Consider the following 13,132-nt stretch of genomic DNA (forward strand, 5'->3'; position numbering starts at 1 on the left):
CGGGACGGTACGCCATGGTCAGCGGGCGATGCGATTGCCGCGCTTGATCTTCTTCTGGAGCTGGAGGATGCCGTAAATCAGCGCCTCCGCCGTCGGCGGGCAGCCGGGCACATAGATGTCCACCGGCACGATCCGGTCGCAGCCACGCACCACCGCGTAGGAATAGTGGTAGTAGCCGCCGCCGTTGGCGCAGGACCCCATCGAGATGACCCAGCGCGGCTCCGGCATCTGGTCGTAGACCTTGCGGAGCGCCGGGGCCATCTTGTTGGTCAGGGTGCCGGCGACGATCATGCAGTCGGACTGGCGCGGGCTGGGACGCGGAATGACGCCGAAGCGATCCAGGTCGTACCGGCTCATATAGGCGTGGATCATCTCCACCGCGCAGCAGGCCAGGCCGAAGGTCATCGGCCACAGCGAACCGGTCCGGGCCCAGGCCAGCAGATCCTCGTACTTCGCCAGCACGAAGCCCTTGTCCTGGATCTCGTCGGAGACCGCGCGGATGTAGGCGTCCTGTTCCGGTCCGGGCGGAATCGGCGCCAGCGGCTTGGCGACCTCTACTCCCATTCCAGAGCTCCTTTCTTCCACTCATAAATGAAGCCGATGGTCAGGATGCCCAGGAACAGCATCATCGACCAGAAGCCGAACAGCCCGATGTCACCGAGGGCGACCGCCCACGGGAACAGGAAGGCGACTTCAAGGTCGAAGATGATGAACAGGATCGAGACCAGGTAGAACCGCACGTCGAACTTGGTGCGCGCGTCCTCGAACGGCTCGAAGCCGCATTCGTAGGGGGAGACCTTCTCGGCGTCCGGGTTCTTCGGGCTGATGACGTAGGATGCCCCAACCATCACCGCGGCCAGCGCGATGCCGATCAGCAGAAACACCAGGATCGGAAGATACTCAATGATCAGCGGAGTCGACACCGCGTTCCTCCCATAAGCCCACGACCACGGGCGCCGTTCCGGCCGGGAAATCGGCGGAAGCGCAAAGCCGTGGCAGCCATGCCTTGGATTAGCCCATCAGACGGGCCGGAATATATGCCGAGACCGTGGGCAAGGAAAGCGCTTTGAATCGCTTTTCACCACGCGGAAGGACAAGCCAGCCCCCGCGCCAGACCCTGGTAATACCACGTTTTTAAAATAGGGGAAAGGGAAGACAATATGCATGCGAAAAAGGACCCGCAATTTGCGAGTCCTTGGAGCATACTGGCGATTGACGCCGAATTTGAAAAAGAAAGTGGCGCGAGTGACGGGACTTGAACCCGCGGCCTCCGGCGTGACAGGCCGGCGCTCTAACCAACTGAGCTACACCCGCGCAGAGCGACTTGTTCCAAACACCTGATCGTCACGCAGCCAAAGGCTTGTTTCGCTTGGTGTTTTTCACCGGAGCCGTTGGAGGCCCCCGTCGTTCGGTGGGCGGTTTGTAGTCGCCCGGGCCGCTGCCTGTCAATCACCAAATTGCAAAAAAATCCCCTCCTCCGGGGCCTGCCGTTCGCTGGCGTTTCACCGGCGCCCTCAGGGCAGGCGATGGGCGGCGCGGCGCAGCTCATCAAGCCGGTTGAAGGCCTGCAACATGCCGGCCGAGAGTTCACGGTGGTCGACGGCATCGGGTCCACCGAAACGGGTCAGCGTTTCCTCGAGCGCGCGGGCCAGATGTTCGGCGACATCGAGATGCTCCTGCTCCAGCGCCAGTTTCAGTGCGGCGAGAATGCGGTCGCCCAGCCGCCGATCGTTTGAAGTCATGCGTTTCCCCACCCTGGTCCTGAACCGCGAGGCAAGGCGCCACCCCGGTCATGATGCGTCGACCATACCAGTTCCGACCCGGCTGCGCGGCGTGATTCGCATCGCTGCGACATTTCGGAGGCAGCCCTTCCGGAGCGTCCTACCCCGTGCGATAGTCGCGCCATGCCGATCCCCAATTCACCCCGTCTCCAATTGACCGCCCTGCTGCCGTCCCTCGTCCTGTTCGCCGCGGGACCGGCGATGGCCGCCGCGAATGTCTCCGCCGCCCAATCCGAGGCCAAGGAAATCGCCAAATCGATGGGCAACTGCACGCCGGCAAAGGTGGAGGTGCTGCGCTACACCGTGGGACGGGAGGGAGCGACCACCTTCAAGGTCGGCTGCACGGAGGACAAGGATGCCTTCGTCGTCGTGCAATGCCGCTCGCGCATCTGCACCTTGTTGCGCTGAGGCCTGCCCCAGCGGTGAATTCACCGCTTGTTAACCGCGTCCGCGTGCACTGTGCAGGATCGGGCGCGGCACATGCGTAGCGATGGGAACTGCTGGATGACGGGCACGGGCATGGTCGCAGGGTTGGGCGCAACGCGAATTGGCAGGATGCGGGGTTGGATCGCCGTTTCCCTTGCGATTCCGGCACTGGCTCTTGCCGGCTGCACCTCCCCGCTCGGGCTGGCGGCGGCGGGTGCGGATGTCGTGACGCTGAACGCCACCAAGAAGACCATCGGCGACCATATCGTGTCGGCCGCCACGGGACGCGATTGCTCGATCCTGAGTTTCGAGAAGACCAGCGACTATTGTCCGGACAAGGTTGAGGTCGACCGGTCCCGTGTCTACTGTTACCGCACGCTGGCAGACGTCGAGTGCCACCACATCCCCGACCCCTACCGCAACGGCAACACCGCGCTTGCCAGCCCGCCGCCGGACATCCGCACCCTGCCACGCAAGAGGGGCTGGTTCGACGACGCGACGCCCTACGCCCCCAACAACGGTTCGTAAAGGGGCTTGCCTCAGCGCACCTTCTTCGCAACGAAAGCCTTGGCAATCGCCATCATCGCTTTTTCATGATTCGGCCCGCCCGCCGGGGCATCGTGAATTTTGGCACCCTTCGCAGCGCCCGGCCCGGCGGACTTGCCGGCAGGGGTGGCCCGTTGCGGGGCCGGCTGCTCGTCCGGTTCGCGGCCCAGCTGGTTCAGCAAATTCTCAAGCGCGTCACGACTGAGACCGGAAGCAGACGGCCGCCCTCCCCCCGCACCGCCCGCGGCAGCCGGGCGCGCGGCCGGCCTGCTGCTGGCCGGACGGCCGGCGCGTTCGATGGCAGCGGCGGCGATGGCCTTCAGGAAGGGTTGGGCAATGCCGCGCAACAGGTCGGGGTCCTCGACGGCCCAAGCCATCAGGAGCTTCTGCGCAGTCATCCGGCTGCCCTTGGCCGCCAGGATCGCTTCGCGCACCTTGCCGTCGACGTAGGAATTGCTCATCGGGAATCGCCCATCGGAATATGTCCGCCGGCCGCAGAATGACGGGCGGAGCCACCCCGGGACTGTCGGACCAACTCGGTTAACAAACGGTTGCGGACAGGAAGGGGGCCGATGTTGACGGGAAGGCACGGAAGAAGCGGTTGCCCGATCCGCGGCACACGCCGATAGTGGCGGGATGCTGATCGAAACCTTCGCCGACCTGATCTGCCCCTGGTGCTACATCGGCAAGCGCCGGCTCGACCGGGCGCTGATGCAACGGCCCAACCTGCGCCCGGAACTCCGCTGGCAACCCTTCCAGCTGAACCCGGACATGCCGCGCGGCGGGATGTCGCGCGAGGACTATCTCGCCGCCAAGTTCGGCGGATCGGAACGGGCGCGGCAGATCCACCGGGTCGTGGAGGACACGGCGGGACGCGACGGGCTGCCGCTGGCGCTCGACCGCATCCAGCGCACGCCCAACAGCTTCGACGCACACCGGCTGGTCCGCATCGCCGGGCGCCAGGGGCTGGGCAATGCCATGGCCGATGCGCTGTTCGCCGCCTATTTCGTCGAGGGCGTCGACATCGGCGACCCGGACGCGCTGGCCAGCGTCGCCGCCGGGCTGGGGATGGATTTCGTCGAGACGCGGCGCCAGCTGTCGAGCGACGCCGAATTGGCCGCGGTGCTCGCCGCCGATGCCCTGGCCCGCCAGATGGGGTTGCAGGCGGTTCCCTGCTACATCTTCAACCGTCGCTACGCCCTGTCCGGCGCGCAGGAGCCGGCAAGCTTCCTGCCGCTGCTCGACCTCGGCAGCGAGGAGCCGGAAAATCTGTCGGTCGTCGCCGGCTGATCCGGCAAGCGGAGCGGGAAAAGGCGGCCCGGAGGCCGCCCCGTCCCTGTCCGGCGCATCAGGCTGGCGTGCTGCTGGTCTTGGCATAGCCCAGCGTCTTCAGCGCATCGGCGATCTCCGGCAGGATGCCCGGATCGTCGATGGTGGCCGGCATCTTGTAATCCTGGCTGTCGGCAATCTTCTGCATGGTGCCGCGCAGGATCTTGCCCGACCGCGTCTTCGGCAGGCGGTCGACCACCAGGGCGCGCTTGAAGTCGGCGACCGGGCCGATCTGCTCGCGCACCAGTTGGACGACCTCCTTGACGATTTCCTCATGCGGACGGGTGACACCGGCCTTGAGGCAGATGAAGCCCAGCGGCACCTGCCCCTTGAGGTCGTCGGCCACGCCGATCACCGCGCATTCGGCGACGTCCCTGTGGCTCGACAACACCTCTTCCATGGCACCGGTGGAGAGGCGATGGCCTGCGACATTGATGATGTCGTCGGTGCGGGCCATGACATAGACATAGCCGTCATCGTCGATGAAGCCGGCGTCGCCGGTCTGGTAATAGCCCGGGTAGTCGGCAAGGTAGGATTTCTTGAAGCGCTCGTCGGCATTCCACAGCGTCGGCAGCGTGCCCGGAGGCAGCGGCAGCTTCACGCAGATGGCGCCGATGTCGCCGCGCGGAACCTCCTTCAGCTCGGCGTTCAGCACCCGCACATCCCAGCCCGGCATCGGGCGGGTGGCGGAGCCGTACTTGATCGGGAACAGGTGGACGCCCAGCGGGTTGCCGGAAATCGCCCAGCCGGTCTCGGTCTGCCACCAGTGGTCGATCACCGGGACGTTCAGATTGTCCTCGGCCCAGTGCAGCGTGTCGGGATCCGACCGCTCTCCGGCCAGGAACAGGGCGCGGAAGTGCGACAGGTCGTACTTTTTCAGGTGGTTGGCGTCCGGATCCTCGCGCTTGATGGCGCGGAAGGCGGTGGGGGCGGTGAACAGCGTGCCGACCTTGTGCTGCTCGATCACGCGCCAGAAGGTGCCCGGATCGGGAGTCCCGACCGGCTTGCCTTCAAAGACCACGGTGGTGCACCCAGTCAGCAGCGGCGCATAGACGATGTAGGAGTGGCCGACGACCCAGCCCACGTCCGACGCCGCCCAATACACCTCGCCGGGCTTGACGTTGTAGATGTTGGTCATGGTCCAGCGCAGCGCCACCGCATGGCCGCCATTGTCGCGCACCACGCCCTTGGGCTGGCCGGTCGTGCCGGAGGTGTAGAGGATATAGAGCGGGTCGGTCGCCTTCACGGCCACGCACTCCGCCGGCTCCGCCGTCGCCACCGCTTCGGCCCAATCGACGTCGCGGCCGGCGATCAGCGTCGCGGTCTCCTGCGGGCGCTGCCAGACGATGACGCTGGACGGCTTGTGGGCCGACTGCTCGATGGCGGCGTCCAGCATCGGCTTGTACTTGACGATGCGATTCGGCTCGATGCCGCAGGAGGCCGAGACGATGGCCTTCGGCTTGGCGTCGTCGATTCGGGTCGCCAGTTCGTGCGGGGCGAAGCCGCCGAACACCACCGAATGGACGGCACCCAGACGGGCGCAGGCCAGCATGGCGACCAGCGACTGCGGGATCATCGGCATGTAGAGGAGGACGCGGTCGCCCTTCTCCACCCCCTGGGCGCGCAGAGCACCGGCGAAACGGGCGACCTGATCCAGCAGTTCGGCATAGGTGATGGTCTGGACGGTCCGGGTGACCGGGCTGTCATAGATGATCGCCGCCTGGGCGCCGCGTCCGCCTTCGACATGGCGGTCCACCGCGTTGTAGCAGGTGTTCAGCTCCCCGCCGGTGAACCAGCGGTAAAAGGGCGCGTTGCTGTCGTCCAGCACCTTGTCCCACGGCTTGAACCAGGAGATGTCCTTCGCCGCCTCGCCCCAGAACCCGGCGGGGTCCGACAGGGAGCGGGCATGCATCTGGTCGAAAAGCTCGGCAGTTGTGGTGCTGGCGGTCGGGCTCATGGCAGGGCGTCCCTCATTCTATTTTGGTACTATTCGGTGCGCATTTCCTCTCGGCCGCGAAACGATCCGTTACGCGACCTCCACAATCTGCGACAAAAGCATAAGTGCAGGCAAATGTCAGAAGGTCGGGGGTGCGACGGGCTGTCGCATTCTACGATCGGTGAAACGCTGTTCCGAAACCTGGAATTCAAAAGGAAACGCAGACCGGCCGAACGACCAGCGCGACCGACTGCTGGTGGAAGCGCCCCTTGTACAGATCGACGATTTCGCGGATGAGGACCAGCGTCGCCGGGTCGCCGTCGGCCAGCAGGGTGAGGATTTTGCTGGGCTCGCGCACCAGCCGCCCGGTCTCGATGTCGCGCCAGTGGCCCGACCCGTCGGTGACGGTCAGGCCGTTGGGAAAGCGCGGCGTCACCTCTCCGTTCAGGAAATCCGTCCAGTCGCGCTCGCTGACGCCGATCTCGTTGCCGATGTTCCGACCAAAGAACAATTGCGCCTCGATCATCGCGCCGGCCGCATAGGTTTCACAAACGATCGCCGTCGGAGCGGGAGCCAGTTGGGCCGCGGCAGGGCCGGCCAGCAGAAACAGCGAAAGCGCGGCGGAGGAGAGGCTCGGGACGATCCGCATGACGGGCCAGGTGACAGGCATGGTGACTGGGCGCATCGGTGTTTCTCCATTCGGACGGGAGAGGGAGCGTGCGGCAGTGCGGTCAGCGACGCTCTGGTCAGGACGCCCCTGGACCGTTATGCATGGATCATGGCCGTCGATCCACCCATCACCGGAATCCGCCCGATCCTGACCGTCGTTCACGGCAACGGCGAGCGGCTGATCGTGGCCCGACTCACCAACCTGGGCGGCGGCAGCCAGTCCAACCGTTTTGTCCTGCGCCGGGCCGACTTCCGCCCGCCCTGGGAGCAGCCGGAGAAGGGCTATTTCGGCTATGCCGAGGTCGCCCGCGCCCTGGACGCCAACGGCTGGCGCGGCTGCGCCATCGAGGCGATGGCGACCACCGACCTGGAGGAACGCCGCGCCCGCCTGCTCGCCCGCAAGAAGCTGCACCTGCAATGCGTCGAGGCGGCGATCCGGCGGGCGCAGGAGGGAGAGTCGCCCAAACCGGGCTAGGCTCCGCGTTCAGCACTTCCCCATCGCCTTCATGCGCCGGTCGAAATCGGCTGCGAGATCGGCGAGCGTCACTTGGCCGAGATGGCGGATGAGCACCGTCTCCGCCTCGCGCAATGCCCCATCAAGGGCAGCATTGACGGCCTGTTCGACCAGACAGCTCGGCTCGTCCGCGGTGGGACCGATGGCGAAGATCCCTGGCTCCCCCAATGCCCGGTGAATGTCCAGCAGGGTGATCCCGTCGAGCGGCCGTGCCAGCCGCCAGCCGCCGCCATGGCCCTTTTCGGACCGCACATGGCCGGCCTCGCGCAGTCCCGCCATGGTCCGGCGGATGACCACCGGATTGGTGTTCAGCATCTCGGCAATCGCCTCCGACGTCAGCGCACCCTCATGCCGGTCCATGTGAATCAACACATGCAGCATGCGGGAAAGGCGGCTGTCCTGTCTCATCGGTGATCGATCCTTTCGGGTTCAGGGCCGGGCGGATGCAGCGCCGGACAGGTGGTCAGCTCCAGCCATCCCAACTCAGGCCACTTCATAAGTTACATGGCACATTGACCGCACCCTTTCATGTAACTTATCGTGTGTCGTGATCAGGCGCAGACAGAGCGTCCGCTCCATCCGTGGAAAGGCACAGGCATGAACGGAAACGACATGACGACCTATGACGCCATCATCGTCGGCGGCAGCTACGCCGGCATCGCCGCCGCGCTGCAATTGGCCCGCGCCCGCCGCCGGGTGCTGGTCATGGATGAAGGGCTGCGGCGCAACCGCTTCGCCAGCCACTCCCACGGCTTCCTCGGGCAGGATGGCCGTCCGCCGGGAGACATCGCCGCCGAAGCCCGCGCCCAACTGATGCGCTATCCGACCGTCACCTGGATGACCGGGCGGGCCGAAAAAGCCGTCAGGACGAGCATGGGCTTCGAGATCACCGATTCGAATGGCACCGGCCACCGTGCGCGTCGGCTGCTGATCGCCGTCGGTGTGGTCGACGAGCTGCCGGCGATTCCCGGCCTGGCGGAACGTTGGGGCCGGTCCGTCTTCCATTGTCCCTACTGCCATGGCTATGAACTGATGCAAGGCCGTATCGGTGTCATAGCGGTGTCAGGGCACTCCATGCACCATGCGCTGATGCTGCCGGATTGGGGACCGACGACGCTGCTGCTGAACGGCACCTTCGACCTCGACGCCGACCAGTCGGCCCATCTGGCGCAGCGTGGGGTCGTCGTCGAGACCACCCTCATCAGCGGGATCGACCGCGACCCGCCGGAGGTCGCGCTCGCCGACGGACGCAAACTGCCGTTCGCCGGACTGTTCGTACTGCCGAGAAGCAGCGTTGCCAGCCCACTGGCCGCACAGCTTGGGTGTGCGAGCGAGGACGGGCCGCTCGGCACCCATATCAGTGTCGATGCGATGCAGGAGACCAGCGTCCCCGGTGTCTTCGCCTGCGGAGACGCGGCACGGGCGGCAGGATCGGTGGCGCTGGCCGTCGGTGCCGGTACGATGGCCGGAACGGCGCTGCACCGCTCGCTGCTGTTCTGCGAGGACGACGCCCTGTTCGCCCGCGCCTAGCCGATCAGCAGGCCGACCGCAATCGCCCACATCACCAGGGCGATGCCCCCGTCCATCGCCCTCCAGGCGCCGGGGCGGGCGAACAGCGGGCGCAGCAGTCGCGCGCCATAGCCTAGCGCGAAGAAGAACAGGAAGGACGCCGTCATCGCCCCCAGGGCGAAGGCGCCCCGCGCCTCGGCGAAGCGGGCGGAGACGGAGCCGACCAGAACCACCGTGTCCAGATAGACGTGCGGATTGAGCCAGGTCAGAGCCAGGCAGGTCAGCAGCGCCGGCAATAGCCCGCCCGCCTCCCGGTCCGCCGGGATCAATCCACCGCTGCTGCCCTGCCAGGCCGACCGGGCGCTGCGCAGGCCATAGACCAGCAGGAACGCGACACCGGCATAGCGCATCAGCGGCTCCAGCCACGGCCAGCGCGCCCCGGCGCTGGCGAATCCGCTGACCCCGATGAGGATCAGCACGGCGTCCGACAAGGCGCAGGTGGCGCAGATCGCCAGCACATGCTCGTTGCGCAACCCCTGGCGCAGCACGAAGGCGTTCTGTGCCCCGATGGCGACGATCAGGCTGAAGCCGAGGAACAGGCCCGGCAGGAAGGCGGGAAGCAGGGCAGCGGTGGAAAGCTCGGTCATCGTGGCGGTTCCGGCGTCGGTGGATGCCAATCCGCTACCACCGGGCCTTCCTTTGCCGTACTTAATCCTTCTTGCCCTGATGAAGCAGAGCTAATCCATGCTGGACTATCCGCTGCTGGCGGCCCTGGCTGCCGTCATCCGCACCGGCAGTTTCGAACGCGCCGCGCGGCAGCTCCACGTCACCCCCTCCGCGGTGTCGCAGCGGGTGAAGCTGCTGGAAGAGCGGCTGGGCGCCGTGCTGGTGGTGCGCGGCCAGCCCTGCACCGGCACCGCCGCCGGCCAGCGCCTGTGCCAGCATGTGGAACAGGTCGCCCTGCTGGAAAGCGAGCTGCGCGGCGCCCTGCCCGGCCTCAGCCCGGCGGACGGGCCGGTCACCCTGCGGATCGCCGTGAATGCCGACAGCCTCGCCACATGGTTCGTCGCGGCGATGGCGGAGGTTCCCGGCTGTCTGTTCGATCTGGTGCTGGACGACCAGGACCACAGCGCCGAGTGGCTGCGCAAGGGCGAGGTGCTGGCCGCCGTCACCGCCAGCGCGGCGCCGGTCCCCGGCTGCAACAGCCATCCGCTAGGCACGCTGCGTTACCGCGCCACCGCCAGCCCGGACTATCTGCGCCGCCATTTCCCTGATGGGGTGACGGCCGAAAGCCTCGTCACCGCCCCCTGCCTGACCTTCAACCGCAAGGACCGGCTGCAGGCGCAGTGGTTGCGTCTGGTGCTGGGCGATCACGAACCGTCGCCGGTGCCCACCCCGCCGACCCACTGGCTGCCCTCCACCCATGCCTTCGTCGATGGCGCGCTGGCCGGGCTGGGATGGGGAATGAACCCGGACCCGCTGGTCGCCGACCATCTGGCGGCCGGCCGTCTGGTCGAGCTGGTGCCCGGCCGGCCGCTGGACGTGCCGCTGCATTGGCAGCAGAGCCGCATCGCCGGCACCGCGCTGGCCGCGCTGTCGCGCGCGGTCCTGCACGCAGGGCGGCAGGCCCTGCATCCAATCGTCGAGAGCAAGGGAAGCCTGCCCGCCGCATGAGGACTTTGCCCGCGCCGCGTGCGCGCTTATATGGATCCGACAAATCTCTGGAGGGATTCGATGACCAGCAGCGCCGCCACGGCCGCAAACGACACCCCCGATCTGGGTGCGCTTCCCACCTGGGACCTGAGCGACCTCTACCCCGGCACCGAGTTGCCCGAACTGAAGGCCGACCTCGACCGGATGGAACGCGAATGCAAGGCCTTCCGCGAGCGCTATGCCGCCAAGCTGGCAGCGCTGAGCGGCGACGACCTGGCCGCGGCGATCCGCCAGTACGAGGACATCGACGAGACGCTGTCGCGCGTCATGTCCTATGCCGGGCTGGTCTACAACGGCAACATGGTCGATCCGACCGTCGCCAAATTCTACCAGTCGGCGCAGGAGCGGGTGAACGACATCTCCGCCCACCTGATCTTCTTCACGCTGGAGATCAACCGGCTGGACGAGAACGATCTGGCGGCCAAGCAGAAGGCGTCGACGGCGCTGCGCCATTACGAGCCGTGGCTGCGCGACGTCCGCCTCTACCGCGACCACCAGCTGTCCGACGAGATCGAGCGGCTGCTGCACGAAAAGCATGTGGTCGGACGCGCCGCCTGGAACCGCCTGTTCGACGAGACCATCGCCAGCCTGCGCTTCCCGATGGGCGGTAAGGATCTCACCTGTGCCGAGGCGCTGAACCGCCTGTCCGACCGCAATCCCGCCGTCCGCCGCGAGGCCGGCGAGGTGGTGGGCAAGGTGCTGGGCGAGAATGCACGGCTGTTTGCGCTGGTCACCAACACGCTGGCCAAGGACAAGGAGATCGAGGACGACTGGCGCAACTATCCGACGCCGACCTCCGCCCGCAACCTGTCCAACCGGGTCGAGGACGAGGTGGTCGACGCGCTGGTGTCCGCCGTCAAGGGCGCCTATCCCGACCTGTCGCACCGCTACTACACGATGAAGGCCAAGTGGTTCGGGCAGGACCATCTGGACTACTGGGACCGCAACGCCCCCCTGCCGGAGGATGCCGACCGCAGCATTCCCTGGACCGAGGCGCGCGACATCGTTCTGGGCGCCTATGGCCGCTTCTCCCCCGACCTCGCCAGCTTGGGCAAGCGCTTCTTCGACAACCCCTGGATCGATGCTCCGGTCCGTCCCGGCAAGGCACCGGGCGCCTTCGCCCATCCGACCGTGCCCAGCGTCCACCCCTATCTGCTGGTCAACTACCAGGGCAAGACACGCGACGTGATGACGCTGGCCCATGAGCTGGGGCATGGCGTCCACCAGATCCTGGCCGGCAAACAGGGCCATTTCCTGTCCGATACCCCGCTGACGCTGGCGGAAACCGCGTCGGTGTTCGGCGAGATGCTGACCTTCCGCGCCCTGCTGGCGGCCGAGACCGACCCGAAGCGCCGCCGCATCATGCTGGCCGGCAAGGTCGAGGACATGTTGAACACGGTGGTCCGCCAGATCGCCTTCTTCGACTTCGAACGCCGTGTCCACACCGAACGGCGCGAGGGCGAACTGACCTCGGACCGCATCGGCGAGATCTGGATGGCGGTGCAGACCGAAAGCCTGGGCCCGGCGCTGCGCTTCGACGAGGGCTATCGCCATTTCTGGTCCTACATCCCCCACTTCATCCACTCGCCCTTCTATGTCTACGCCTATGCCTTCGGCGACTGCCTGGTGAACTCGCTCTACGCGGTCTACCAGGACGCCGAACAGGGCTTTGCCGAGAAGTATCTGGCGATGCTGTCGGCGGGCGGCACCCTGCGTCACAAGGAGCTGCTGGCCCCGTTCGGCCTCGATGCCTCCGACCCGGCCTTCTGGCAGAAGGGCCTCGGCGTCATCCGCGGCTTCATCGACGAACTGGAGGCGAGCGAGGCGAAGGCCTGACCATCCGGGTGGCTTGACCACCGTCAAGAGACCATGTCGGTTGTGCGGGTATGGTGGCCTTCGGAGCGTCGTCTCCGAAGGCCATCTTTTTTGGAAGCGAACATCATGCTTGCGACCACCACACCCGCCGCCACCGCCACGCCTGCGGCCGCCGGCACCGTCCCCATGCTCGGCCATGCGGTCATGGACTGCGACCATGTCGAATTGGTCGCGCTGCTGCAGGCGGCCTGCGAGGCCCCGGTCGGCGAACTCCGGGCTCCCTTCGCCGCCTTCGCCAAGCATCTTCGCGAGCATTTCGCCCGCGAGAACGCGCTGATGACCCAGCACGGCTTTTTCGCCCTGCATTGCCACACGGAGGAGCACGCCCGTGTCCTGACCGTGGTCGCGACGATGGAGGCCGATTTGGCGGAGGGGAAGGAGAACCGTGCCCGGCTGTATGTGACCGAGCATTTTCCCGACTGGTTCCACACCCATCTGGCGACGATGGACCGGGTGACCGCGGATTTCCTGGCACAGGCGGAGGGGTGAGGAACCGGGAGAGGCATTAGGGGAGTCGCCTCTCCCACACCGAACCGAATTCCGGAAATGGAAAAGGGCCGGAACCTGCTCGGTTCCAGCCCCTTATGGATGGTGGGCGCACAAGGACTCGAACCTTGGACCCGCTGATTAAGAGTCAGCTGCTCTACCAACTGAGCTATGCGCCCATCCGTAGGACATGTTCAAGAGATGGTGGGCGCACAAGGACTCGAACCTTGGACCCGCTGATTAAGAGTCAGCTGCTCTACCAACTGAGCTATGCGCCCATCTCTTGATGCGGTGAACTTGACTGATATCTTTTCAGAAACCAACCGACTGTTCATCGCGCCGGCCAAG

Annotated in this window: 16 protein-coding genes and 3 tRNA genes; 8 read left to right on the forward strand and 11 right to left on the reverse strand. The window is 66.3% G+C overall.

Annotation, left to right across the window (positions count from 1 at the left end):
- Positions 1 to 18: 18 nt before the first annotated feature.
- From ACWPN8_RS11700 to ACWPN8_RS11715, 4 genes are all read right to left on the reverse strand, one after another.
- Positions 19 to 564, reverse strand: a complete 546-nt coding sequence (locus tag ACWPN8_RS11700) for a NuoB/complex I 20 kDa subunit family protein (RefSeq protein WP_174470176.1) — start codon at positions 562 to 564, stop codon at positions 19 to 21.
- Positions 555 to 923 carry an NADH-quinone oxidoreductase subunit A gene (locus ACWPN8_RS11705; RefSeq protein ID WP_045580751.1) on the reverse strand — a complete coding sequence of 123 codons (369 nt, stop codon included), beginning with the start codon at positions 921 to 923 and terminating at the stop codon, positions 555 to 557. The genes ACWPN8_RS11700 and ACWPN8_RS11705 overlap by 10 nt, the downstream gene beginning before the upstream one ends.
- A gap of 314 nt (positions 924 to 1,237) precedes the next feature.
- Positions 1,238 to 1,314 (reverse strand) — tRNA-Asp (locus ACWPN8_RS11710).
- Between the two features lie 200 nt (positions 1,315 to 1,514).
- On the reverse strand, positions 1,515 to 1,742 hold the full coding sequence (locus ACWPN8_RS11715; protein ID WP_492240865.1) for a hypothetical protein: 228 nt from the start codon (positions 1,740 to 1,742) through the stop codon (positions 1,515 to 1,517).
- Between the two features lie 162 nt (positions 1,743 to 1,904).
- Between ACWPN8_RS11715 and ACWPN8_RS11720 the strand changes: the two genes are divergently transcribed.
- Positions 1,905 to 2,189, forward strand: a complete 285-nt coding sequence (locus ACWPN8_RS11720) for a hypothetical protein (RefSeq protein WP_492240866.1) — start codon at positions 1,905 to 1,907, stop codon at positions 2,187 to 2,189.
- A gap of 147 nt (positions 2,190 to 2,336) precedes the next feature.
- Positions 2,337 to 2,735 (forward strand): hypothetical protein, encoded by a 399-nt coding sequence (locus ACWPN8_RS11725; RefSeq protein ID WP_492240867.1) that lies wholly within the window; start codon positions 2,337 to 2,339, stop codon positions 2,733 to 2,735.
- A gap of 11 nt (positions 2,736 to 2,746) precedes the next feature.
- Here the strand turns inward: ACWPN8_RS11725 and ACWPN8_RS11730 are convergent, their stop codons facing one another.
- Positions 2,747 to 3,214 (reverse strand): hypothetical protein, encoded by a 468-nt coding sequence (locus ACWPN8_RS11730; protein ID WP_109447266.1) that lies wholly within the window; start codon positions 3,212 to 3,214, stop codon positions 2,747 to 2,749.
- A gap of 175 nt (positions 3,215 to 3,389) precedes the next feature.
- Between ACWPN8_RS11730 and ACWPN8_RS11735 the strand changes: the two genes are divergently transcribed.
- A complete protein-coding gene (locus tag ACWPN8_RS11735; protein ID WP_492240868.1) occupies positions 3,390 to 4,043 on the forward strand; it encodes a DsbA family oxidoreductase in 654 nt (217 codons plus the stop codon).
- A 58-nt stretch (positions 4,044 to 4,101) separates the two neighbouring features.
- On the opposite strand, the gene ACWPN8_RS11740 is transcribed toward ACWPN8_RS11735, so the two are convergent.
- Together ACWPN8_RS11740 and ACWPN8_RS11745 are read right to left on the reverse strand one after the other, a co-directional pair.
- Complete coding sequence (locus ACWPN8_RS11740) at positions 4,102 to 6,039, reverse strand: propionyl-CoA synthetase (protein WP_492240869.1); 1,938 nt, start codon at positions 6,037 to 6,039, stop codon at positions 4,102 to 4,104.
- A 187-nt stretch (positions 6,040 to 6,226) separates the two neighbouring features.
- Entirely contained in the window at positions 6,227 to 6,703 is a 477-nt protein-coding gene (locus ACWPN8_RS11745) for a DUF3574 domain-containing protein (RefSeq protein WP_492240870.1), read from the reverse strand.
- A gap of 93 nt (positions 6,704 to 6,796) precedes the next feature.
- On the opposite strand from ACWPN8_RS11745, the gene ACWPN8_RS11750 reads away from it, so the two are divergent.
- Positions 6,797 to 7,162, forward strand: coding sequence for a hypothetical protein (locus tag ACWPN8_RS11750; RefSeq protein ID WP_109447258.1), 366 nt, complete (start codon positions 6,797 to 6,799; stop codon positions 7,160 to 7,162).
- A gap of 9 nt (positions 7,163 to 7,171) precedes the next feature.
- Here ACWPN8_RS11750 and ACWPN8_RS11755 read toward each other — a convergent pair whose 3' ends face one another.
- On the reverse strand, positions 7,172 to 7,609 hold the full coding sequence (locus tag ACWPN8_RS11755) for an Rrf2 family transcriptional regulator (protein WP_109447256.1): 438 nt from the start codon (positions 7,607 to 7,609) through the stop codon (positions 7,172 to 7,174).
- A 189-nt stretch (positions 7,610 to 7,798) separates the two neighbouring features.
- Between ACWPN8_RS11755 and ACWPN8_RS11760 the strand changes: the two genes are divergently transcribed.
- Positions 7,799 to 8,731: an NAD(P)/FAD-dependent oxidoreductase gene (locus tag ACWPN8_RS11760; RefSeq protein ID WP_492240871.1), complete on the forward strand. Its 933-nt coding sequence runs from the start codon at positions 7,799 to 7,801 to the stop codon at positions 8,729 to 8,731.
- Here the strand turns inward: ACWPN8_RS11760 and ACWPN8_RS11765 are convergent.
- Positions 8,728 to 9,357, reverse strand: a complete 630-nt coding sequence (locus ACWPN8_RS11765) for a LysE/ArgO family amino acid transporter (RefSeq protein ID WP_492240872.1) — start codon at positions 9,355 to 9,357, stop codon at positions 8,728 to 8,730. The two genes, ACWPN8_RS11760 and ACWPN8_RS11765, sit on opposite strands and share 4 nt — an antisense overlap.
- Positions 9,358 to 9,454: 97 nt before the next feature.
- On the opposite strand from ACWPN8_RS11765, the gene ACWPN8_RS11770 reads away from it, so the two are divergent.
- From ACWPN8_RS11770 to ACWPN8_RS11780, 3 genes are all read left to right on the forward strand, one after another.
- The gene (locus ACWPN8_RS11770; RefSeq protein ID WP_492240873.1) at positions 9,455 to 10,384 is read left to right on the forward strand and encodes a LysR family transcriptional regulator ArgP; all 930 of its coding nucleotides are present in this window, start codon (positions 9,455 to 9,457) and stop codon (positions 10,382 to 10,384) included.
- Between the two features lie 60 nt (positions 10,385 to 10,444).
- Positions 10,445 to 12,259 (forward strand): M3 family oligoendopeptidase, encoded by a 1,815-nt coding sequence (locus ACWPN8_RS11775; protein WP_492240874.1) that lies wholly within the window; start codon positions 10,445 to 10,447, stop codon positions 12,257 to 12,259.
- 105 nt (positions 12,260 to 12,364) lie between these two features.
- The gene (locus ACWPN8_RS11780) at positions 12,365 to 12,787 is read left to right on the forward strand and encodes a bacteriohemerythrin (protein WP_492240875.1); all 423 of its coding nucleotides are present in this window, start codon (positions 12,365 to 12,367) and stop codon (positions 12,785 to 12,787) included.
- Positions 12,788 to 12,887: 100 nt separating this feature from the next.
- Here the strand turns inward: ACWPN8_RS11780 and ACWPN8_RS11785 are convergent.
- Both ACWPN8_RS11785 and ACWPN8_RS11790 read right to left on the reverse strand, forming a co-directional pair.
- A tRNA-Lys gene (locus tag ACWPN8_RS11785) sits at positions 12,888 to 12,963 on the reverse strand.
- Positions 12,964 to 12,986: 23 nt separating this feature from the next.
- Positions 12,987 to 13,062, reverse strand: a tRNA-Lys gene (locus tag ACWPN8_RS11790).
- Positions 13,063 to 13,132 lie beyond the last annotated feature (70 nt).

Source organism: Azospirillum sp. UENF 112521 (assembly GCF_058780665.1).